General features: G+C 70.1%; 19 protein-coding genes. 8 read left to right on the plus strand and 11 right to left on the minus strand.

The features are described 5' to 3' along the window. Positions 1 to 17 precede the first annotated feature (17 nt). The 8 genes from OG959_RS10235 to OG959_RS10270 form a co-directional block, all read right to left on the minus strand. Positions 18 to 1,376, minus strand: coding sequence for a methylaspartate mutase (locus OG959_RS10235; protein WP_326657850.1), 1,359 nt, complete (start codon positions 1,374 to 1,376; stop codon positions 18 to 20). Further along, positions 1,373 to 1,873 carry a cobalamin B12-binding domain-containing protein gene (locus OG959_RS10240; RefSeq protein WP_326657851.1) on the minus strand — a complete coding sequence of 167 codons (501 nt, stop codon included), beginning with the start codon at positions 1,871 to 1,873 and terminating at the stop codon, positions 1,373 to 1,375. Before OG959_RS10240 ends, OG959_RS10235 begins: the two co-directional genes overlap by 4 nt. Beyond that, a complete protein-coding gene (locus OG959_RS10245; protein WP_326657852.1) occupies positions 1,870 to 3,132 on the minus strand; it encodes a type III PLP-dependent enzyme in 1,263 nt (420 codons plus the stop codon). The genes OG959_RS10240 and OG959_RS10245 overlap by 4 nt, the downstream gene beginning before the upstream one ends. After that, positions 3,129 to 4,664 (minus strand): AMP-binding protein, encoded by a 1,536-nt coding sequence (locus tag OG959_RS10250; RefSeq protein ID WP_326657853.1) that lies wholly within the window; start codon positions 4,662 to 4,664, stop codon positions 3,129 to 3,131. Before OG959_RS10250 ends, OG959_RS10245 begins: the two co-directional genes overlap by 4 nt. Positions 4,665 to 4,822: 158 nt before the next feature. Continuing rightward, complete coding sequence (locus OG959_RS10255) at positions 4,823 to 5,017, minus strand: ferredoxin (protein ID WP_018551427.1); 195 nt, start codon at positions 5,015 to 5,017, stop codon at positions 4,823 to 4,825. Between the two features lie 11 nt (positions 5,018 to 5,028). Then, positions 5,029 to 6,258 (minus strand): cytochrome P450, encoded by a 1,230-nt coding sequence (locus OG959_RS10260; RefSeq protein ID WP_326657854.1) that lies wholly within the window; start codon positions 6,256 to 6,258, stop codon positions 5,029 to 5,031. Between the two features lie 49 nt (positions 6,259 to 6,307). Beyond that, the gene (locus OG959_RS10265; RefSeq protein ID WP_326657855.1) at positions 6,308 to 7,171 is read right to left on the minus strand and encodes a sugar phosphate isomerase/epimerase family protein; all 864 of its coding nucleotides are present in this window, start codon (positions 7,169 to 7,171) and stop codon (positions 6,308 to 6,310) included. Between the two features lie 116 nt (positions 7,172 to 7,287). Further along, the gene (locus OG959_RS10270; RefSeq protein WP_326666313.1) at positions 7,288 to 8,154 is read right to left on the minus strand and encodes an ACP S-malonyltransferase; all 867 of its coding nucleotides are present in this window, start codon (positions 8,152 to 8,154) and stop codon (positions 7,288 to 7,290) included. A gap of 546 nt (positions 8,155 to 8,700) precedes the next feature. Here OG959_RS10270 and OG959_RS10275 point away from each other — a divergent pair. From OG959_RS10275 to OG959_RS10290, 4 genes are all read left to right on the plus strand, one after another. Beyond that, complete coding sequence (locus OG959_RS10275; RefSeq protein WP_326657856.1) at positions 8,701 to 10,311, plus strand: acyl-CoA carboxylase subunit beta; 1,611 nt, start codon at positions 8,701 to 8,703, stop codon at positions 10,309 to 10,311. Between the two features lie 23 nt (positions 10,312 to 10,334). Beyond that, positions 10,335 to 10,568 carry an acyl-CoA carboxylase epsilon subunit gene (locus tag OG959_RS10280; RefSeq protein ID WP_326657857.1) on the plus strand — a complete coding sequence of 78 codons (234 nt, stop codon included), beginning with the start codon at positions 10,335 to 10,337 and terminating at the stop codon, positions 10,566 to 10,568. Between the two features lie 82 nt (positions 10,569 to 10,650). Next, a complete protein-coding gene (locus OG959_RS10285; RefSeq protein WP_326657858.1) occupies positions 10,651 to 11,415 on the plus strand; it encodes a thioesterase II family protein in 765 nt (254 codons plus the stop codon). Positions 11,416 to 11,800: 385 nt separating this feature from the next. Continuing rightward, a complete protein-coding gene (locus OG959_RS10290; RefSeq protein ID WP_326657860.1) occupies positions 11,801 to 12,070 on the plus strand; it encodes a PqqD family protein in 270 nt (89 codons plus the stop codon). 75 nt (positions 12,071 to 12,145) lie between these two features. Here the strand turns inward: OG959_RS10290 and OG959_RS10295 are convergent, their stop codons facing one another. After that, complete coding sequence (locus tag OG959_RS10295; protein WP_326657861.1) at positions 12,146 to 12,760, minus strand: TetR/AcrR family transcriptional regulator; 615 nt, start codon at positions 12,758 to 12,760, stop codon at positions 12,146 to 12,148. 266 nt (positions 12,761 to 13,026) lie between these two features. Between OG959_RS10295 and OG959_RS10300 the strand changes: the two genes are divergently transcribed. From OG959_RS10300 to OG959_RS10315, 4 genes are all read left to right on the plus strand, one after another. Then, complete coding sequence (locus OG959_RS10300; RefSeq protein WP_326657862.1) at positions 13,027 to 15,732, plus strand: AAA family ATPase; 2,706 nt, start codon at positions 13,027 to 13,029, stop codon at positions 15,730 to 15,732. Positions 15,733 to 15,840: 108 nt separating this feature from the next. Then, positions 15,841 to 16,689 (plus strand): metallophosphoesterase family protein, encoded by an 849-nt coding sequence (locus OG959_RS10305; RefSeq protein WP_326657863.1) that lies wholly within the window; start codon positions 15,841 to 15,843, stop codon positions 16,687 to 16,689. After that, the gene (locus tag OG959_RS10310; RefSeq protein WP_326657864.1) at positions 16,686 to 17,351 is read left to right on the plus strand and encodes a 4'-phosphopantetheinyl transferase family protein; all 666 of its coding nucleotides are present in this window, start codon (positions 16,686 to 16,688) and stop codon (positions 17,349 to 17,351) included. Before OG959_RS10305 ends, OG959_RS10310 begins: the two co-directional genes overlap by 4 nt. Positions 17,352 to 17,988: 637 nt before the next feature. Then, on the plus strand, positions 17,989 to 18,708 hold the full coding sequence (locus OG959_RS10315) for a hypothetical protein (protein WP_326657865.1): 720 nt from the start codon (positions 17,989 to 17,991) through the stop codon (positions 18,706 to 18,708). Positions 18,709 to 18,844: 136 nt separating this feature from the next. Here OG959_RS10315 and OG959_RS10320 read toward each other — a convergent pair whose 3' ends face one another. Both OG959_RS10320 and OG959_RS10325 read right to left on the minus strand, forming a co-directional pair. Further along, entirely contained in the window at positions 18,845 to 20,098 is a 1,254-nt protein-coding gene (locus tag OG959_RS10320; protein WP_326657866.1) for a L,D-transpeptidase, read from the minus strand. Positions 20,099 to 20,368: 270 nt separating this feature from the next. Further along, positions 20,369 to 21,601 (minus strand): L,D-transpeptidase, encoded by a 1,233-nt coding sequence (locus OG959_RS10325; RefSeq protein WP_326657867.1) that lies wholly within the window; start codon positions 21,599 to 21,601, stop codon positions 20,369 to 20,371. Between the last annotated feature and the right edge of the window lie 30 nt (positions 21,602 to 21,631).

Here is a 21,631-nt window from a genome sequence, read left to right on the forward strand (position 1 = left end):
CAGCCCCTAGAGCCCCCCTAAGAGGAACCGGAATCCGGCGGCGCGATATCCGCGCGGTCACGGTGCCGGACACCACCGGATTCCATCGCCGGCCTGTCGAACGCCCTTTGTACGTAGGAGAGGTCGGCGATCAGTCCCGACGCGGTGACCTCGCGGGTACGGGCCGGGCCGACGAGCCCGGCCAGCGGCAGCCTCCCGGTGCCGGCCCACCGCAGCCGGCCGTCGCCGTCGATGTAGCTGCGGGCCCGTCCGTGGTTGTCCGGGTGCAGGCAGTAGGGGATGTCCAGGGCCCCCTGCCTGAAGGCGAGTTCGAATGCGTGCCCGATGTCGGAGGACAGTTCGAGTACGCCCTCGACCAACGCTCTGGCCTCCAGGTACGTCTGCGAGTCGGACTCGGCGGGGGCCGGGCCGCCGGACCGCGCCGCCTTCGCGGTCAGGGCCGCCGCCTCGAGTGCGGCGACGTTCTCCGCGACGGTCGGGATCCGGCGGGACTCCGCCACGGTCTTGACGATGAGCCGCTCCGAACCGGAGGTGACAGCGAGCCGCGTCGCCTCGTCGAGCAGCCGGTAGGCGCCCTCGTCCGTGGTCGGGTACACGCCCATGTAGGCATAGATGACCACGTGCCAGTTGGTGGTCGGAAGCAATTCGCCGCAGAGCCGCCGCAGAGCCGCGACCGCTTCCCGGTCCTGGCCCGGATGGGTCTGCTGGGCATAACTGAGGGACACACTGCGTATTCCGTGCTGGCAGAAGAACAGCGCTTCGAGCACACTGATCGCCACCAGCTGACTAGGGGGGCACAACTGCCCCAGCATGCAGCCGCCGAACGTCTCCAGATGGGGTTCCACTCCCGATTCCCGCAGCTGCGCGAAATCCTCGGTGCAGCGGACCCAGTTCCGTACGGACTCGTCCAGCGGAGTACGCCCGTAGGGGAGGCAGTAGGAGACGGGGCCGCCCTCCGTGGCATTGATCAGCGTCCTGCGCAGCGCGGCGAAGATGTCCCCGGGAACCGCCGATCCGTGCCGGACCTGGACCGGGAACGTCTCGTCCCTGATGCCCGCGAGGACCTGCCCGGTCACGGCCCGGTCGTAGGTGACGATGGGGTATCCGTTGAGCTTCGCACCCGAGCTCAACGCCTCGTCCACGGCAGTGAGTTCACCGACCCTCGTATAGCTGTCGAGGGTGATGGTGCCGACCGTCGTGGCGTCGGCGGCGCTGGTGGCGGCCAGTCCCGCGCGCATGGTGGCGGGGTCACTGAACCCCATGCGGGGCTGGACCACCAGGTCGCCGGTCCGGCTTCTCGCTCGGACGAAGGCTCCGAAGTCCACCGGGCGCGCGCCCTCGGCCGTCCGCCGGAGCGGGTGCGCGCCCGGTCTCACGCCACGACCTCGGTACGTTCCAGGGGACGGGCCGCCGTGGACAGCGCGCCGACGAACCGGCTGAACTCCCTCGTGGTGGTGGAGGAGTCGTCGAAGACGGCGTCGAATCCGGCGGACATCAGCTCACCGATCGCCGCGTCGCTCTGCTGTCCGGCGACGCCGAGCTTGCCGCCGATGACCACCGGGGTGGAGGCCAGTTCACCGCAGGCGCGCAGCGCGTCGATGACGCGCAGGCCGTCCTGGTGGCCGTGCCCGTTGACGCTGCTGATCACCACCAGGTCGGGGGCAGTCTCCCGGCAGGCGTCGACGAGGACCCGGTCCGGGACGCACGGGCCGAGGTTGATCACCTCGTAGCCCAGCTCCTCGATGAGCAGCTGGAGGAAGACGAGGTTCCAGGTGTGCGAGTCGGAGGCCACGGTCGTGACGACGACGGTGCCGCGCCGGGCGCCCGCCGGGCTCACGGTGCGCGTGGCGCCGTGCATCAGGCCGGCGCTCACTCCGCCTCTCCCGCAGCGGTGTGGGCGGACGTTCCGTCCACGGCCGCGTAGGAGCGGCTGTGCTCGATCCGGGAGACGGACAGCACCGCGTCGCCCCGCACCACCACCTCGGTGGGGGCCGGGCGGCCCAGGAACATCAGCAGGCTGGCGGTCGGCCCGTAGGCACCGGCGTTGGGGATCGTCACCAGGTCGCCCGGGGCGAGTGCCGGCAGGTCTATCTCACGGCCGAGGATGTCACCGGGGGTGCACAACGGGCCGACCAGACTGGCGGATTCGACGCACTCCCCCGATTCGGTCCCCACGGCGACGGGCAGCAGCCGGCCGAGGCCCGACATGCCGCCGAAGGTGTTGATGCCCGCGTCGAGGATGACGAACTTGCGGCCGCGGCTGACCTTGACGTTGCTGACCGAGGCGACCAGCGTGCCGCTCGCCCCGACGAGGTAGCGGCCCGACTCGCAGGCGAGCTCGGGGCCCTCGGTCCGCCACTGCGGGAAGTGGGTGTCCAGCGCGGCCGCGAGTTCGCCGCGCAGCTTGGGGTACACGCCTCGGCCACCGGGAACGGCGTACGGCACGGTGAAGCCGCCGCCGATGTCGAGGAAGCGCAGGGGAAGGTCCAGTTCGTCCTGGAGGCGGGCGGCCAGCTCGATGGTGTGCCGGAACTCGCCGACGAGGCTCTCCTCGTCCTTGGCGTTGCTCAGCGGGAAGAAGTGCATCCCGGTGATGCGGACGCCCGCGATCGTGCGCAGCTCGGGGAGGACACCGGCCAGGGTCTCGCTGTCGAAGCCGAACTGCGAGGGGGTGCCGGTCATCCGGATGCTGCTGGTGGCGCTGGCGGTGGCGCTGTTGACGCGCAGCAGGCAGTCGGCGGTCGCACCGTTCGCCAGGGCGGCGGCGGCCACGTGGCGGACGTCGGAGACCGAGTCGGTGGAGAAGACGCGGACCCCCAGCCGGATCGCCTCGGCCAGCTCGCCCGGGGTCTTGCCGGGACCGGTGTAGAGGCAGTCCTCGCCGCGGAACCCGGCGGCGAGGGCGGACTCCAGCTCGCCGGTGGAGCTGATCTCGGGCCGGCAGTGGCGGCCTTCGCCCTCACGCAGGGCCCGGACCAGACCCGGGTGCGGGTTGGCCTTGAGGGCGTAGAAGAGGGTGAACTCCTCGGGCAGGGCGTCGAACAGCTGCTGACGTGCCGCGTCGACCTCGTCGAGGTCGTACACGTACAGAGGTGTGCCGAAGCGTTCGGCCAGTGCCTGGTATCGGCTCATCGCCCTTCCCCGTCGATCATCTCGGTCAGTACCTGCCGGGCGTTCTTCCCGTGCAGGCTCAGCGGCAGTTCGTCCAGGACGCGGCACAGGGCGGGCACCTTGGCCGACTCCAGACGCTCGGCCAGTTCCTTCAGAACGGTGTGCGGGGCCAGATCGGTCTCGGCGAAGATGACCAGGTCGCGGGTGTCGGTGGGCGGCAGCGCCGTGGCGGTGCGCACGCCGGGGATGTCCATGGCGGCGGCCTCGATCTCCACCGTGCTCATCCGGATGCCCTTGCGCTTGAACATGTCGTCGCGGCGGCCCTCGAAGTAGAGGTAGCCGTCCTCGTCGAGCCGGCCGTAGTCGCCGGTGTGCAGCCGCGGCGCCCCGGTGTCCGGGTCGGGGCGGAAGGTGCGCGCCGAGAGTTCGGGGCGGCGCCAGTAGCCGGGCATGACGTGCGGTCCCACGGCGACGATCTCGCCGGTCTCGCCCGCCGGGAGGGACCGGCCCTCCGCGTCAAGGATCAGGACGGTGGTGCCGGGGAGCGGCAGCCCCACCGACCCGGGACGCTCGTGTTCCTGGTCCGGCGGCATGATGCTGACGCGCTTGCACTCGGTCTGGCCGAACTGGCGGACCACCCGTACTCCGGGGAACGCCTCGCGCAGGGCGCTGACCGCGTGGTCGGGGAGCGCCGCGCCGGTGTTGGTGAACATCCTCACGGGGGGCGGGTCCTGCGCGTCGCGTGCGGCGAGGGTGCCGATCATCGTGGCCAGCGACGGCACGATGGGGACCACGGTGGCGCCGGTCTCCCGCATCCGCCGCAGCAGCACGAGGTCGGACTCACCACCGTCCAGGACCAGTTGGGAGCGTCCCAGGCAGGCGAGCAGCACCTTGTACAGGCCGTAGTCCCAGGAGATCGGGAAGCGGCAGAAGACGACGTCGTCCGGACGGTAGCCCAGCACCTCCTGGATGGCGCGGGAGGCGAAGGTGACCTGAGCGTGCGGGCACACGACCGCCTTGGGGGCGGCGGTGCTGCCGGAGGTGTAGACGAGGAACGCGGTGTCGTCCGCGCTGATGCCGCGGGGCGGCGGCGCCGGGCGGCCCGCGGCCTCCTCGACGTGGGGCCAGATCGCCGCGAGGTCGTGCACGGGAAGAGCGGCGGCCCGGCCGAGCACCTCGGTGGTGGGGCCGTCGCCGATGACCAGGGAGGGTTCGGCGTCCTCGATGACGGACCGCAGGTGGTACTCCTTCATCGCGGGGTTGAGCGGCACCAGGATCACACCGAGGCGCGAGGCCCCGTAGACCATGGCCACCAGCTCGCGCCGGCTGGGGAGCTGCACGAGCAGCCGGTCACCGCGTGCCGCGCCCTGCTCGCTGAGCCAGACGGCGAAGCCGTGGCTGAGTTCGGCCATCCGCCGGTACGTCACCTCGCCGGCGGCGTCGTGCAGACACTGCCCGTCCGGGGTGTCCGCGGCCGCGTCGTCGAGCAGGGAATGGACCGTCCCGCCGTTCCCGTGCGCCGTCGGCGCGCAAGTGGTGTTCGGATTCTCCACGGTTCCAACGTCGCTTTCGGGAGTGGGTGGCGAGCGGACCGCACCGTCGCACGACGGGGCCCGGCTCTTGGGGGTGTGGGGAGGTCCCGGTGCGGCCGGGGCACGGACCCGGAGGGGGCGGGCCCGTGCCCCGGATTCCGGGGGGGGGTGGTCGCTCCCTAGTCGGCGATGCTCAGTGCCCCGACCGGGCAGACGTTGACGGACTCCAGGACTTCCTCGCGCAGCCTGTCGTCCGGCGTCTCGATCAGCAGGACCACCTTGCCGTCCTCGTCGTTCTGGTCGAAGACGGCGGGTGACGTGATCACACAGGAACCGGCCGCGACACAACGCTCTTTGTCGACGATCACACGCATGGAAAACTCCTTTACCAGGTCACCGGCAGCTCGTGGACGCCGTCGATGAGGGCGTTGGCCTTGAAGGGCAGTTCGTCCAGGGCCGCGTCGAGACGCAGTCCGGGGATGCGACGCAGCAGGGTCGTGAAGACGACCTCCAGCTGCATGCGGACGAGCATCTGGCCCGCGCACTGGTGGCGTCCGAAGCCGAAGGCCACGTTGTGGCGTGCCTCGCGGCGGGTCAGGTCGAGGGTGTTGGGGTCCTTGAAGACCGCCGGGTCGTGGTTGGAGGCGGAGAGCGAGCAGATGACGCCCTCGCCCTTGCGGATCAGCTGGCCGCCGATCTCGGCTTCCTCCAGGGCGACGCGGACGGTGCCGTGATCGGAGATGCTGGAGTAGCGCGACAGCTCGTCGACGGCCTGGCCCGACATTTCGGGGTGCGCGCGCAGCCAGTCGGCCTGCTCGGGGTGCTGGAGGAGGACCAGGGTGCCGATGGTGATGCCGTTGACGGTGCTCTCGTGACCGGCGGCGATCATGGCCCGTACCAGGGCGCTGATGTCGGACGGTTCCAGCTCGTTCTTCTGGTCGTTGCGCTGGAGCAGGCTGCTGATCAGGTCGTCGCCGGGGTTCTTCTGCCGCTCGGCGATGAGCTCGTAGAGCAGCACCTCGACCTCGGCGTTGGCCGAGGCGTGCTCCTCGGCGCTGCCCTGGGTGACGAGGAGGGTGACCCAGCGGTGGAACAGGTCACGCGACTCGTGCGGCACGCCGGTCAGCTCGCACATTCCGATGGACGGCACGGGCATCGACAGCATGGAGACCAGGTCCACCGGGCCGCCCCCGTCCAGCATCGCGTCGACGCACTCGTCGACGATCTCCTGGGTACGCGGCCGCATCGCCTCGACGCGCTTCACGCTGAGTTCCGGCATCAGCATCATGCGGTGCGCGGTGTGCTCCGGCGGGTCCATGTGGAGCAGGGCCGGCTTGACCTTGCCGAGGAGTTCCATGGGGAAGTGGAACTGGAGCGGGTAGCCGGGGTCGGCCATGTTGGAGCTGAACCGCGGGTCGACCAGCATCTGCCGGACGTCCTCGTACCGGGTGAGGAGCCAGGCCTCACGGCCGTTGAACTTGAGCTTGACCCGGGAGACCGGCTCGGTCTCCCGCAGCACCGCGTACTCCGGTGCGGGGTCCAGGGGGCAGCCGGTGCGCTCCAGGGGGAACGGGCGGGGCTGGGCGTGCGGACATGCGTCGACGAGATCGGACATGGTTCCTTCTCCAGAGGTCTCTGCGCTCGGTGGGTAGGGGGCGGCGCTCTCAGCCACGGGCCTTCTCGAGGGAGGCGCGTACGGCGGCGGCGGTGCGGGCGATGTTCTCGCTGAGCGGCAGCGCCCGCAGGTCGGCGGAGAGGACCTCCACGGACGGGGTGACGTCGACGCCCTTGGCGTCCAGCGTGCGCAGCAGCCCGGTGATGTCGCAGTCGCCGTCGCCGGGCAGCAGGCGGCCGCTGAGGACCTCGTTCATGACGTCGGGGGACGGGGTGCTCGGGGCGTCCCCGAACTCCACGCCGGCGATCTGCGCGCCCGTGAGCTGGTCGACCGCGCCGAGGCCCGTCGGGTCGCGGAAGAGGTGCCACATGTCGATGAGCAGACCGGCGTTGGGACGGTCGGCGGCCACGATGACGTCGGAGGCGACCTGGTAGGTGAAGCCGGGCATCACGGCCATGGCTTCGAGGGAGATGTCCAGCCCGCGTGCGGCCGCACGGTCGCACATCGCGCCGAAACGCTCGGCGAGGACCTCGGTGGGCGGCATCTCGACACCGGTCGGGTACACGGCGCAGGACTTGACGGTGGGGATGCCGGCCAGCACGGCCAGCTCGAAGAGGCGGGTCTCCGACTCCAGGGCGGGGCCGCTCTCCTCCGGTCCTGCGTTCCAGCCGAACAGGACCTCCAGCTCGTGCAGCCGGACCCCGTACTCGGAGAGCAGGCCGCGCAGCTTGTCCGCCGAGTGGTCGGCGAGGAACGCCTCCAGTTCCTCGACGCTCATGCCCATCGAGACACAGTTGTTCTCGGCCAGCGCCGCCAGGCGTTCCTCCAGCGTGTACCGCACCGGCTCCTGCCAGACCGACCCGGTCAGCTGCAGATAGGCGAATCCCAGGTCGGTCCTGGTCAGAAGGGTCATGGTGTACCTCTCACTCGAAAGTCCTCGGCCGGTCCTGGTGCAGGCGGCAGGGGCGCGGCGCCGGCCTGGGCGCGTCCCACCGGAGGTGCGTCGGGTCCGGGGTGCCCCGGCTTCGCTCAGGCGGCGAGGCTGCGGCGGACGGGCTGGAGGGCCGTCCTCGGGTCCACGGCGACGACGTCGAAGTTCCCGGTGGTGACGGGAACCCGGCCGAAGAGGCTGTCCGGCCCGGCGACGTACAGCTTGCCGACGCCGTGGCTGCGCAGGGCGTCGACGACGGCGGGCCAGCGGACCGGACGGACGAAGCCGTCCAGCAGCATGGTGCGGACCTCGTCGCCGGTGGTCAGCAGGGCGCCGTCCTGGTCGGCGACGACCGGTATCCGGGGATCGTGGAAGGTCAGCGGGGCGAAGAGTTCCTCCTCGGCCCGCCGGCGCAGGGGCTCGAAGACGCTCGCGTGCATGGGCGGGCGCATCGTGTACAGCGGCAGGCCCCCGACCGAACGCAGCCGCTTGCCGAGCCACTCCAGCACGGTCTCGCGCAGCGACACCATGTAGAAGTCCTCGTCGACGTGGCAGGCGATCTCGTACCACTCACCGCGCTCGTCGAGTTCGGCGAGCACCCGGTCCAGTTCGGGGCGCGGGACGCGCGTGAAGGAGTGGGTGACGACGTCCCGGTGGTTCTCGGCGAACCAGGACTCCAGGAGCCTGGCCCAGCCGGCGGTCAGGCGGACCGCGTCGGCGAAGTCCAGGACGCCGGTGTGGGCCGCCGCGGTCTTTCCGCCGAAGCTGGGGCCGACGCAGAGCGCGGGCTGCGGGTCGAACCGGTCCTGCGCCCACTCGGCGAGGGCCAGGCAGTTGACGAGGAAGGCGACCTGCGCGTATTCGCTGTAGTCGCCCTCGGTGTCGCGGTAGCGGTCGACGAGCGAGTAGCCGAGCGCCTCGTCGGCCTCGGCGACGAGCCGCCGGGCCACCGGGTTGATCAGCATGAACTTGGCCGAGTCCTGGAAGCGTGTGGGGCTCATGCCGGGGAAGACCAGCGCACCGCCGGTGCGGAAGTCGTGTCTCATGGTGTCCTGCCCTTCAGCACGTCGTTCCGGAGCGATCAGCCCGTCGGGCGCTTCGTTTCCGAACCGGTCGGGATCCAGGCTGAGGTCTGCCCGTCGCTGCCAAAACCCCTAAGGTTCGCGGGTCCCAATTCCGTTGACAGCCACTTGTGCCGGACGCTGGACACCCCGCAACCCAGGTGGTGTAAAGGCACTTCGCCTCCACCCGGCGAGGCCCCGTAGAGCCCCTAAGGGTCCTGGGTCCGAAGCGGCCGGGCCGGCGGGCGGGCGGGGGCCTGCCCGCGGGCCGTGAGGTGGCGACGGCTGTCGGGTCTCCGGGCCTCCGAACGAGAAGTCCTAGGGGGGTGCCGGACAACTTAGGGGAGGGCACGGGGATCGCACCGGGTCTTCAATGAGGGACGGTTATCCCGATTCCGGCGCCGGTGCGAGCAGCCACCGCGCACCGTCAAGCCTTGGGTGGGTGGGACCATGACAGTGATTCAGGACGCCCCGTCGGACAACGGCGGTAACGACTCGACGGAGTTCCGGCCCGATCTGCGCTCGCTGGTGGCTCAGGTGGCGGAGCTGAAGAGCGCGGCACGCGAGGGAATGGGTCCTCGCTCCACGGAACAGCAGCACGCACGGGGCAAGTTGACCGCACCCGAGCGGCTGGAGCTGCTCTTCGACGCGGGGACGTTCCAGGAGGTGGAGTCGCTGCGGCGGCACCGGTCCACGGGCTTCGGCCTGGAGCACCGACGGCCGAGCGGGGACGGGGTGATCACCGGATGGGGCCTGGTGCACGGACGTACGGTGTTCGCGTACGCGCACGACTTCAGGGTCTTCGGCGGCTCGCTGGGCGAGGCGCACGCGCAGAAGATCCACAAGGTGATGGACCTGGCGATCTCGTCCGGCGCGCCGTTGGTGGGGCTGAGCGACGGTGCCGGGGCCCGGATCCAGGAGGGTGTGACGGCGCTCGCCGGATACGGCGGGATCTTCCGCCGCAACGTACGGGCCTCCGGGGTGATCCCCCAGATCAGCGTGATCCTCGGGCCGTGCGCGGGCGGTGCCACCTACTCGCCGGCGCTCACCGACTTCGTCTTCATGGTGCGGGACATCTCGCAGATGTACATCACCGGGCCGGATGTGGTCCAGGCCGTCACCAACGAACGCGTGACGCACGAGCAGCTCGGTGGGGCGGAGGTCCACGGAACGGTCTCCGGCGCGGCCGGCTTCGTGTACGACGACGAGGCGGAGTGCCTGGAAGAAGTCAGGCACCTGCTCTCGCTGCTGCCCGCGAACAACCGAGAACTCCCGCCCGAGGCACCGACCGACGACCCTGCGGACCGGCGGTGCGAGGCGCTGCTGAGCCTGGTGCCCCATCACGCCAACCAGTCGTACGACATGCGCGCGGTGATCCGGGAGATCGTCGATGACGAGGACTTCTTCGAGGTCCACGCGCAGTGGGCCACCAACATCATCTGCGCGCTCGCCCGGCTGGACGGCCACACGGTCGGCATCGTGGCGAACCAGCCCGCGGCGCAGGCCGGGGTGCTGGACATCCACGCCTCGGAAAAGGCGGCTCGGTTCGTCCAGACCTGCGACGCGTTCAGCATCCCCCTGATCACCCTGGTCGACGTGCCGGGCTTCCTGCCGGGCACCGACCAGGAGCACCAGGGAATCATCCGGCACGGCGCGAAGCTGCTCTACGCCTACTGCGACGCGACCGTTCCCCGCGTCCAGGTCATCCTGCGCAAGGCGTACGGCGGGGCGTACATCGTGATGGACTCGCGTTCCATCGGAGCCGACCTCTCCTTCGCGTGGCCGACCAACGAGATCGCGGTGATGGGCGCGGAGGGCGCGGCGAACATCGTCTTCCGCCGGGAGATCGCCGCCGCGCCGGATCCCGCGGCGGCCCGCGAGCAGCGGATCAAGGAGTACCAGCAGGAGCTGATGCACCCGTACTACGCGGCCGAGCGCGGCCTGGTCGACGACGTGATCGATCCGGCCGAGACCCGCGCGGTGCTGGTGCGTTCCCTGGCGATGCTGCGGACCAAGGACGCGCCTGTCCCGGCCCGCAAGCACGGCAACCCCCCGACCTGAGCCCTGTGAGGAGTGACCGAACCATGACCACTGCCCCCTGCTCCCCCGCATCCGGAGCCGCGGACCCGGACCGCGCCGGACCGGCGCTGCGCTTCCTCGGCGGCGTGCCGTCCGCCGAGGAGATCGCCGCGGTGACCGCCGCACTGCTGAGCCTGCGCCGCGCCCCGGCGGACGGCCCGGGAACCGGTCGGGGCACGGCGCCCCGGTGGAGCACGCCCCTTCACTACCGGCCCCCCGGAAGCTGGGCGGCACGATGAGGCGAGGGCGCCGGCCCCCGCCGGACCCGACCCGACGACCACAGCCACAGTCACAGCCGCAGACGAAGGATGTACAGGACTGATGAGGGACGACTCACGGGAGACCGGACCCTGGATCCGGCGTTTCCATCCGGCGCCCGAGGCCCGCACCCGCCTGGTCTGCTTCCCGCACGCGGGCGGATCGGCCACCTACTACTTCCCGGTGGCGCGTGCGCTGTCCCCGGCGATCGACGTTCTCGCGATCCAGTACCCGGGCCGCCAGGACCGGAGGCAGGAACCCTGCGTCGAGGACATCGAGAAGCTTGCCGATCTCGTCGTGGAGGAGCTGGGCCCCTGGAAGGACCTGCCCCTGACCCTGTTCGGCCACAGCATGGGGGCCACGCTCGCGTTCGAGGTGGCCCGCCGGCTGGAGGCCGCGGGGACATCACCGGTGGCGCTGTTCGCCTCCGGCCGCCGGGCACCCTCCCGGGTGCGCGACGAGCGCGTGCATCTGGCGGACGACGACCGCCTCATCGCCGACATCACCCAGTTGAGCGGCACGGATGCCGCGGTGCTCGGCGATCCCGAGATCCTGCGCATGATCCTTCCGGCGATCCGCAGCGACTACAAGGCCGCGGAGACCTACCGCTACCGACCGGGTCCGCCGCTCGGCCTGGACGTCGTGGCGCTCGTCGGTGACACCGATCAGCAGGTGACGGTCGACGAGGCGGCCGGATGGCGCGAGCACACCACCGGGTCGTTCGAGCTGAAGGTGTTCCCCGGCGGCCACTTCTACCTCGACTCCCATGTGGCCCAGGTCCTCGACCTGATCCGCGCCCGCACGAGCGCGCTGACGGTCGGAACGTGAACGGCGGGGAACGGCGGACCGTCCGGCCGTCGCTCCCGGTCACACACGGGTGACTCCCTATGGGGCGCCGACGACCGGCATCCCTTCCCGGACCCGCTCCCGCCTGCCCCGGAACCACTTCCGGGGCAGGCGTACTTCATGTACCGGGCAATGTATTCCGGACAGAGTTGCGCTTCCCTCACCAGAATCTAGACGACCGTACTAGACTAACGTCTATCGCGGCATCGGGCAGCCTGCCCTCAAGAGCCGATGTGCGAGGCAGCCCCGGTCGGCGCCGGCAAACGCACCGCCCGGGCAGACACCCCCATCCCCGCCCCGTGTACACGGTCACGCCTCCTTCCCATGGTTGGCCGTCACCGACCGGCTATCGACTACGGAGGCCAGAGTGCCGGTACGACCAGAGAACGGCGTCACGTCGCGCGTGACCGAGGACGGGTACCTCGAATTCCTCACCGCGGAGGACGGCGCCAGTTACCGGTGCAGCCCCGTCGCCGCAGCCATGTGGATCGCGTTGCGCCAGCACAACGGCCAACTCGGCCCGGCGGCCGAGATGCTGGCCGAACTGTGGTGTACGGACCCGGAGAACACCCGCACCGACATGGACATCTGGGTCAGCGAGCTGCGGGACGCCGGCCTGGTCCGCGACGAGCCCTGAGCGCGCCGCGACGCACGACCTGCCCCTCCAGGCGCCGGCCGCCGGCCCTCTTCCCGGCCGTTGCGGCCACCCCGTTCAGGCGGCCGGGCCGGCACCGGCGGCGGCGCCCTGATGCAGTACCAGAATCGACCTCATCGCCTCGGCCAGATCACGCCCCGAGGGCGCGGTCTCCGGCGAGAACAGCCACAGCGACATCACGCCGTTGAGCAGGGCGGCGTAGAACCGGCCGAGGGTGACCGCCATCTGTTCGTCGACCTCGCTCTCGTCCACGCCGTGGAAGAGCGCCACCAGCGCCGACCAGCCGAACGGCTGGGCCCTGGAGAGCCCTTCGCGCATCTGCGGCAGATTCTCGGCATGCACGGCGACCTCCACGCTCAGCGCCCACAGGGGTTTGCGCTCGGGGAAGATCTCGACGATGCGGTTCCAGACCAGCTCGAAGCGCTCGATCGGCGACGACGCGGATTCGAGATCGGCCCCGATCGCGGTGCCCGGGCCGAACTCGTCCGCCCACTCCTGCATCGCCTGGACGTAGGCCTGAACCAGCAGGGCGTCCTTGGAACCGTAGTGGTACCCGATGGATGCCAGGGCGGTTCCGGATGCCGCCACGATGTCCCGGGCGCTCGTCCGGGCGAAGCCCTTCTCCAGCAGACAGCGCTTCGCGCCTTCCAGAAGATCTTCACGGTGACCCACAGCACCACCCTTGCCTCGAAGCCGTCGGGGCATCTTAGACCGACCCAACTCGCCTGTAATGGGAAAGCGTTGACCAATGGATGCCGAACGTGCCACCGCTTCGCCGAGCGTGCAGCTTGTGGCCACTAGAGGATGCGACGAGCGTGCGCCACACTCATAGGCGTGTAGCGTACGCACACGCGTTCCATATACGCCACACGCGTTCCATCAAGGCGTTTTCCCAATGCCGGGACAGGTCGAAGCGCAGCATGGGTTCGGGGGACACTGTGGAATTTGCCGAAAGAGAGCTGGAAGTCCGGGCGTTGCGCACCGCACTCGGTGAGTGCCGGGGCGGCGCGGCCCGCATCGTCGTCATCGAGGGAGCCGCGGGATGCGGCAAGAGTGAACTCATCGACTCCCTCGCCGAATGGGCCGACGCGGACGACCTGACCCTGCGGGCGTTCGGTTCACCGACCGAACGGGATCTGCCCCTGGGCCTGATGCGACAGCTGACCGGGGACGCACCGGCCGGCGCACTACCCGAGGTCTCCGCCACACCGGACGGAGAACCGCAGGTCAGTGCGATGCGCGAGTTCCAGGCGGCGTTGGAGCGGCTGAGCAGCACGACTCCGGTCGTGATCTCCGTCGACGACGTGCACCACGCGGACAGCGCCTCCCTGCGCTATCTCCAGCACATCGTCCGGCACAGCCGCTCCACCCGGATGCTGCTGGTGCTCACGACACCCTTGCACCAAGACAGCCAGGACGCCTCCTTCGGTACGGAGCTGCTGCGCAGCCGCAACGTGCGGCGCATCCGGCTGCGGCGGCTCACCCCCGAGGGGTGCCGGCGCGTCGCAGCCACCTCCCCCGGCCCCACACCGCGCGAGGCGCTCTCGGGCGAGCTGCACGCGATCAGCGGGGGCAACCCGCTGCTGCTGCGCGCCCTCCTGGAGGAGTACCGTTCCGCGCCGGCCACCGGCGATGCCTTCCGCCCCGAGCAGGGCGGGCTGTTCGGACAGGCGGTTCTGACATGTCTGCGCCACAGCGGACCACGCATGCTGGACCTGGGAGCGGCGCTCGCCGTGCTGGGCGACGCCTACACCCCGGAACGGGCCGGCAGACTCCTGGGCGTCCCGGCCTTCACCGCCGCGCAGTCGGTCGCCTCCCTGTCCGCCTCCGGCATCCTCAGCGGTCACCGTTTCCCGCACCCGCACACCCAGACGGCCGTCCTCGATCAGGTCCCGGCCGATGTGCTGGCCGCCCTGCATCTGCGGACCGGCGAACTCCTCCATGTGGAGGGCGAATCCGTCACCCGGGTTTCCGGACATCTGATCACCGCAGCCCAGTTGGGCGGATCGCTCAGCGCCCTCCCGTGGGCCGTGGACGTACTGCGCGAGGCCACCGAGGACCTGCTGACGCACAGCGACCCCGACCGGGCCACCCAGGCGCTCGAACTCGCCCATGAACTGAGCCGTGACGAGCAGCAGCGTGCCGATATCAAGACCCGGCTCGCGGCCGTCACCTGGCGGGTCAACCCGGGACGGGCGGAGAAGCACCTGTCCGCTCCGCTCGCGGTGCTCCGTGCCGGCCGCCTGGCAGCGGAGCGCCTGGCGCCGCTGGCCGAACTCCTCACCTGTCAGGGCCGGGTCGCCGAGGCGGGAGAGGTGACGTCCAGGATCCTGCGGGAGACCGTGGCCGGCAGCACAGGGGGCGAGGACCGCACCGGATTCGGACCCCGCCCGGACGAGAACGCCGGTGTGTCCGGCACCCGGACCGAGAACCCGCGAGGGCCCGGGGAGGGAAGGCTCGCGCCCGGAACCGAGAGCGGCACGGAGACCACGGCCGCCGAACGCTTCCTGCGCACGACCGTCCTCACCGACGACACACTGGAACCGGTCATGCGGGCGCTGCGGTCCCTCGCCTACTTCGGTCACCCGGAGCAGGCCGCAGCCTGCTGCCGCGAACTGATCGCCGAGGCCGAGCGGCAGAAGGCACCCGCCTGGCAGGCCCTGTTCTCCTCGGCCCTCGCGGCGGTACTTCTGCGCCTGAGCGATCTGCACGCCGCCGAGGAGCACGCGTGCCGGGCACTCGACTGCCTGCCGGAGCAGAGCAGCAGCGCGTTCGTCGGGAGCCCGACCGCCACCCTGATCCGTGCGCGCACCCTCATGGGGGACCATGCGGCAGTCGCCCGCCAGCTCCACCAGCCCGTCTCGGACACGCTGTTCAAGAGCACCCACGGCCTCGCCTATCTCCGCGCCCGCGGCCTCTACCTGCTGGCGACGCATCAGCTTCACGCCGCCCTGGGCGACTTCCTGGAAGCGGGCCGGCTCGCCAGGAGCTGGGGCGTGGACCGGCCGGCGGTGCTGCCCTGGCGCACGGACGCGGCCGACGTACTGTTCCGGCTCGGGGAGACCCAGCGGGCCAGGACACTCGTGGAGCAGCAGTTCGCCGACCCGGACGCGCGCCGGCCCTGGGTGCGCGGAATCAGCTTGCGTCTACGCGCGGTGACCTCGGATCCGCGCCAGCGGCTCACCCTGCTCAATCAGTCGGTCGATGAGCTCAGCCGGTCCGGCGACCGGGTGGAGCTGGCCCGTTCACTCGCGGAGCTGGGCCGCGCCCTGCGGGCGGTCGCCGAGCCCGCCCGTGCGGACGCGGTGATCCGCAGGGCCTGGAACCTGGCCCGGGAGTGCGGTGCCGAGACGCTGTGCGAGGAGTTCAGCCCGGAGCTCGGTCCGGAGGACCGGATGCGCCGGCGCGGCGCCCCGGAGGAGTTCCGCTCCGATCTCGACACGAAGCTCAGCGACTCCGAGCGCCGGGTGGCCACTCTCGCGGCCAGCGGCTACACCAACCGGGAGATCTCCCTGAAACTGCACATCACCGTCAGCACCGTCGAGCAGCACCTGACACGCGTCTACCGCAAGCTCAACATCACGCGTCGGCAGGATCTTCCGGTCGATCTCCATCTTGCGGTCTCCACGGCAGAAGCGGTCTGATGAACCGAAGCGGTCCGGCCGGCCGGGTCAGTCCGACCGGCCGAGCCGCTCCGATCAGCCGAGCCGGTCCGATCAGCCGGCTTCAACGCGATGGAAGGACTGCCCTCCGTGACCCCCGGAAAGCTGTTCGCGCTCAGCGACCAGCACGTCGCCCACAAGGAGAACCGGCGCATCACCGAGTCGATCCGGCCGGAGTCCGACGACGACTGGCTGCTCGTCGCAGGGGATGTGGGCGAGAAGTTCGAGGACATCGCCTGGGCGTTGAAACTCCTCTCGGAGCGATTCCGCCAGGTCGTCTGGGCTCCCGGCAACCACGAGCTGTGGACCCATCCCGCCGACCCTGTCACTCTGCGCGGCGCGGAACGCTACGAGTCCCTGGTCGAACTGTGCCGGGAACTGGGCGTGTTGTCCCCGGAGGATCCGTACCCGGTCTGGCACGGCGGCGAGGAGCCCGTCACCGTCGCCCCGTTGTTCGTCCTGTACGACTACTCCTTCCGCGCTCCCGGGACCCACACGAAGGAGGAGTCCCTGCGCGTTGCCCACGAGGCAGGGGTGGTGTGCACCGACGAGTACCTGCTCCACCCCGACCCGTACCCGTCGCGTGACGCCTGGTGCCGGGCCCGGGTCGCTCTCACCGAGGAACGGCTCGCGGCCGTCGACCCGCGGCACCGCACGGTCCTGGTCAACCACTATCCGCTGGTGCGGGACCCCACACGGGTCCTGACGTATCCCGAGTTCGCACAGTGGTGCGGCACGGAGCTGACCGCGGACTGGCACCTGCGCTTCCGGGCGGCCGCCGTCGTCTACGGCCACCTCCATATCCCGCGGGTCACCTGGCACGACGGCGTCCGCTTCGAAGAGGTGTCGATCGGGTACCCGAGGGAGTGGCGTTCCCGGCCGCCCCGCTCGCCGCTGCGTCAGATCCTGCCCGGCCCCGCATCGGAGCACACGGCATGATCGACGCAGTGCTGCCCCCGGACGTGGCAGCCGTGAGCGTGTTCGGCGATCTGTCGCCCGCGGACGGCCGCGGGCTCTTCCCGGCGGAGACGGCGGTGATCGCCCGTTCGGTGCCGCAGCGCCGCGCCGAGTTCACCACCGTCCGGCTGTGCGCACGCCGCGCTCTGGACAAGCTCGGAATGTCCCCGGTACCCCTGGTGCCGGGGAAGCGGGGCGCCATCGACTGGCCGGCCGGCGTGACCGGCAGCATGACCCACTGCACCGGCTTCCGTGCGGCGGCGGTCGCCCGCACCGAGGTCGCCGTGTCACTGGGTATCGACGCGGAACCGAACCTGCCCCTGCCCGACGGCATCCTGGAGGTCGTCTCCCTGCCGCGCGAGAGGGCGTGGCTCGCCGGACTCTCCCGGCAACGCCCGGACGTGCACTGGGACCGGCTGCTGTTCAGCGCCAAGGAGTCGGTGTTCAAGACCTGGTACCCGCTGACCCGGCGCGAGCTCGACTTCACGGAGGCGGAGCTCGACTTCGACCCCGGGGAGGGCACGTTCTCGGCGCGACTCCTGGTGCCCGGACCCGATGTGGCCGGGCACCGCCACACCACGTTCTCGGGGCGCTGGACCGTGGGGCACGGCTTCGTCCTGACCGCGATCGTCCTGCCGGGCTGAAGCAGCCCGCCCGTCCACGGGCCGCCCGGTGCGGGCGCGCGCCGGAATTGTTCCGCGTTCCCTTCATGCGGCGTGCCCAAACGGTGTCACGATCTGAACGCAAGTAAAGGGAAAGTAAATGAAACGCATTTATTGAGTAAATGTTGTTCGATGGGCAACCCACTCAGTTACGCTCATGATCGACCGAACCAAATCGGAATAACTTACCGGAAATCCTGGACGAGGGAGACAATTCCCTGACCCAGCACTACCGGGCCACCCCCACCGAGCACCCTTGTGTTAATTTCCGCCACCCGTTGCGAAACTTTGCGTATTCCCTCTCTCCACTGCTTGGCCGTACTCTCGGATCACTCGTGAGTGGATTTGCACTCCATTTCTTTTCACGAAATCCGGATACCTTATAGTTGACGCCCGAACGACCTGCGGGCGCAAGGGGGAGCAGCGAATGCCGGCAGCCAGAGGGTCCCACTCGGTCGGGGAACGCACACCACTGGACCACGGCGCACCGTCGCAACGCATCCGTGGCGGCGGGCCACCGTTCGACCGCGGCGAGAGACGGCCGGCCCCGGTGGACCCTCCTCCCTCCACGGCAGGCGGCCCCGCGGGCGTCACGGCCTTTCACACACTGGTCAGCGGGATGAGCAGCCGCTGCGAGCGGGAACTCCTCCTCGTGCTGCCGAGCGGCGCCCGCCCCTGTCACGCGTTCCCGGCCGCCCGGACCATCGCCCTGGACCTGCTGGGCCGCGGAGTGCGGGCCCGGCTGATCTACCAGCACGCCGTACGCGGCGACCTGGTCACACGCGCTCTGATCCGGGAGCTGACCCAGCACGGGGCCGAGGTCAGGACCAGCGCCGAACTGATCGATCCGCTCGTCGCCTTCGACCGCGAAACCCTCGTCCTGCCCCACTCACCGGCCTCCTCGGGGGAGGCCGGCATGACGGCGGCGGTCGCGGTGCGGGACCCGGCGATGGTGGCGTTCGCCTGTGCCGCTTTCGAGAACCTGTGGAACACCGCATGCCCGCTCATTCCCGACGCAAAGGACACCCCCCACACGATCGACGCCCTCAAGAAGTCGATAGTGCGCCTTATGGCGATGGGCCACAAGGACGAAATGGTGGCTCGCCGACTCGGCATATCGGTCCGCACCTGCCGTCGGCATATAGCGGAAATCATGGATGAACAGGGCGCCATCAGCCGTTTCCAAGCCGGTGTTGTCCTGACCCGGGCGGGCCTCGTCGACGACCCTTTTCCGGTGGACCCGGCAGGCCTGGCGGAAAACTTTTCCGCCTCACCGAATAATTCCCGCGCCACGGAAGGGCCGTCGCCCTCCGCAGAGCCCGGAACATCACCCACGTAACGAACCGGACGGTTACGCACGTATCGAGTATCTGCCGGAATGCCGCTTTACTTCCCCTTGCGCAGAACGGCGTCGGCTCCCAGCACCTCACCGAGGTGCTGGGAGCCGACGCCGCGTTCGTGCCCGGTGGCGGGCCCTACTTGGTCCACTCCGACCAGCTCATGTTCCAGCCGTTGAGACCGTTGTCCGGCTGGATCGTGCTGTCGTGGGAGTTCTTGACGACCACGACGTCCCCGATGAGGGAGCTGTTGAAGAACCAGGCAGCCGGAGTGCTCGGGTCACCGGCACCGCGCGCGTCCTGCAGACCGACACAGCCATGGCTGGTGTTGGTCGTGCCGAAGATGCCCGATCCGCCCCAGTAGTTGCCGTGGATGAACGTGCCCGACGTGGACAGGCGCATCGCGTGCGGCACGTCCTTGATGTCGTACTCGCCGCCGAAGCCCACGGTGTCACCGTTCATCCGGGTCACCCGGAGCTTCTCGCTGATGACCATCTGGCCGTTGTACGTGGTGGTGGCCGGGGCACCCGCCGAGATCGGGATGTCCTTGATCTGCCTGCCGTCGCGGACGACCTTCATCCGGTGCGACTCCGCGTCGACGGTGCTGACCTGCCGGCGGCCGACGGTGAACGAGACCGTCTTGGCCTGCTTGCCGTAGACCCCCGGACGTCCCTCGACACCGTCGAGGTTGAGCTTCACGGTCACCTTGGTGCCCGCGGCCCAGTAGTCCTCGGGACGGAAGTCCAGACGGTCGTTGCCGAACCAGTGGCCCTCGATCTCGACGGCGGGTTCGGCCGTCACCTCGATGGCCTTCTCGACCGACTCCGGGTCGGTGATGCCCCGGGTGAAGTGGATCGAGACCGGCATGCCGACGCCGACCGTGGAACCGTCCTCCGGGGTGTACTGGCCGATGAAGGTGTTCTTCGGAACCAGCGTGGTGAAGCTGGTGTCCTTCGCCGACTCACGGCCCTTCGCGTCCTTGGCGACCGCGTGGACCTTGTACTTCGTCGCCGATGCCAGGTGACGGTCCGGCTCCCAGCTCGTACCGTCGGCCGCGATCTTCCCCTCGACCTCGGCCCCCTTCGGGTCGGAGACCTTGACCGTGGCCAGCTTCCCCTGCTGGGCCGAGATCTTCAGCGCCCCGCTCGTGGCGACGGAGTCGGCCCCGTCCTTCGGCACGATGTTCACGACGGCCTGCGAGGCCGTGGTGTCCCCGGTCCCCGCCCCGGCCGCCTTGCCGCCCTTGCTCCCGCCGTCGGTGTCTCCCCCGCCGCACGCCGTCACCAGCAACAGCAGCGCACCCAGTACCAGAGCCGGCAGACCCGTGGACCCACGCCCCCGCCGCCTGCTGTCCGCCCCGGCCGATGCCCCCGATATCGGCTGCCCGTTCAATGTGGTCGTCTCCCCTCACACGGCCTGGTCCCGCCAAGGCCCCAGGGAGCCCGCAGGCTCCCACCCCCGCACGCTGCACACGCGCGCTCAGCGAAAGATAATCACACCGACTGGGGGCAGATCTCCCCCGGAATGTCACCGTTCAGTCCCAACTCGTCCCGGGACTTCGCCTGGTCGGGGGTACTGCCGCCGCCATGGGGCCGGTACGCCGGACGGCGCGGCCGAAGTGGCCGCGCCGTCGAGGGGGGACGGAGGGGGCGCCTCCAGGTGTCAGCGGAGTGCGGAACCCGCGTTCCAGCGCTTCCAGTCCAGGTTCCAGCCGCCCAGACCGTTGTCCGGAGCGACCTTCTTGTCCTTGGAGTTGACGACCTCGACGACGTCCCCGATCAGCGTCCGGTCGAAGAACCAGCCGGCCGGGGTGGAACCGCTGCCGCCCTGCACGTCGCGCAGCCCGATGCAGCCGTGGCTGACGTTCGTCGAGCCGAAGATGTCGTCGTCGGACCAGTAGTTGCCGTGCAGGAAGGTGCCGGACTCGGTGAGTCTGATGGCGTGCGGGACGTCCTTGATGTCGTACTCGCCGCCGAAGCCGACGGTCCGCCCGTCCATCCGTGTCACCTCGTGCATCTCACTGACCACCATCTTCCCGTTGTACGTGGTCGTCGTCGGGGAGCCTGCGGTGATCGGGACGGTGGAGACGAGCTGCCCGTCCCGGCGCACCTCCATCGTGTGCGCGGCCGAGTCCACCCGGGACACCTGCTCCCGGCCGATGGTGAACCGGACCGTCTTGCGCTGGCTGCCGTACACCCCCGGCGCCCCCTCGACATCGCGCAGCCCCATCTCGACGGTCACCTCGGTGCCCGGCTGCCAGTACGCGGCCGGGCGGAAGTCCAGACGCTTGTCGCCGAACCAGTGCCCCGCGATCTCGACCGCCGGATCGGCCGTCACCCGGATGGCCCGCTGCACGGCCGCGCGACGGGTGACGGGACGGTTGAACGCGAAGGAGACGATCATGCCGGTGCCGACCGTCGACCGGTTCTCCGGTTTGAAGTACCCGATGAAGCGGTGCTCGGGGACCTCCGTGGTGAAGGTGGTGTGGCGGGCCGAGCGGTGCCCCGCACCGTCCACGGCCACCACGTCGACGCTGTACTTGGCGGCGAGCCCGAGCCGGGCGGACACCCCCTGCGGGGACCAGGAGAGGCCGTCCTCGGCGATCAGGCCCCGCACCTCCTGCTGCTGCGCGTCCTCGATCCGGGTCACCTCGACGTTCTCCAGCCGCCCGTCGGGCACCTTCACCTCGACCCGGGTGTCGGGCGCGACGTCCTCGGCCCCGTCCCGCGGGGTGATCCGGATGGCTTCCTGCGGCGAGCGGGACTTCCCGCCGATGATCGAATCCGTACCCGAGCAGCCCGTCAGGACAGCCAGTACGGCCAGTACGGCGAGCAGTCCCGACCGGGCCTTCACGGTCGCCGGGCTCGCCCCTGCCTTCTTCGCTACGTGGTTCACGTCCCCCCAACGACGGGGGCGGTCCGGGGG

It is taken from the genome of Streptomyces sp. NBC_00385, assembly GCF_035917155.1.
In the GTDB taxonomy this organism is placed as follows: Bacteria; Actinomycetota; Actinomycetes; order Streptomycetales; family Streptomycetaceae; genus Streptomyces; species Streptomyces poriferorum.

Bases quoted from the DNA above. Each gene is read 5' to 3' on its own strand.
- OG959_RS10245 (WP_326657852.1), bottom strand. From the start codon at position 3,132: ATGAGCCGATACCAGGCACTGGCCGAACGCTTCGGCACACCTCTGTAC.
- OG959_RS10255 (WP_018551427.1), bottom strand. From the start codon at position 5,017: ATGCGTGTGATCGTCGACAAAGAGCGTTGTGTCGCGGCCGGTTCCTGT.
- OG959_RS10260 (WP_326657854.1), bottom strand. From the start codon at position 6,258: ATGTCCGATCTCGTCGACGCATGTCCGCACGCCCAGCCCCGCCCGTTC.
- OG959_RS10265 (WP_326657855.1), bottom strand. From the start codon at position 7,171: ATGACCCTTCTGACCAGGACCGACCTGGGATTCGCCTATCTGCAGCTG.
- OG959_RS10270 (WP_326666313.1), bottom strand. From the start codon at position 8,154: ATGCTGATCAACCCGGTGGCCCGGCGGCTCGTCGCCGAGGCCGACGAG.
- OG959_RS10275 (WP_326657856.1), top strand. From the start codon at position 8,701: ATGACAGTGATTCAGGACGCCCCGTCGGACAACGGCGGTAACGACTCG.
- OG959_RS10280 (WP_326657857.1), top strand. From the start codon at position 10,335: ATGACCACTGCCCCCTGCTCCCCCGCATCCGGAGCCGCGGACCCGGAC.
- OG959_RS10285 (WP_326657858.1), top strand. From the start codon at position 10,651: ATGAGGGACGACTCACGGGAGACCGGACCCTGGATCCGGCGTTTCCAT.
- OG959_RS10310 (WP_326657864.1), top strand. From the start codon at position 16,686: ATGATCGACGCAGTGCTGCCCCCGGACGTGGCAGCCGTGAGCGTGTTC.
- OG959_RS10315 (WP_326657865.1), top strand. From the start codon at position 17,989: ATGAGCAGCCGCTGCGAGCGGGAACTCCTCCTCGTGCTGCCGAGCGGC.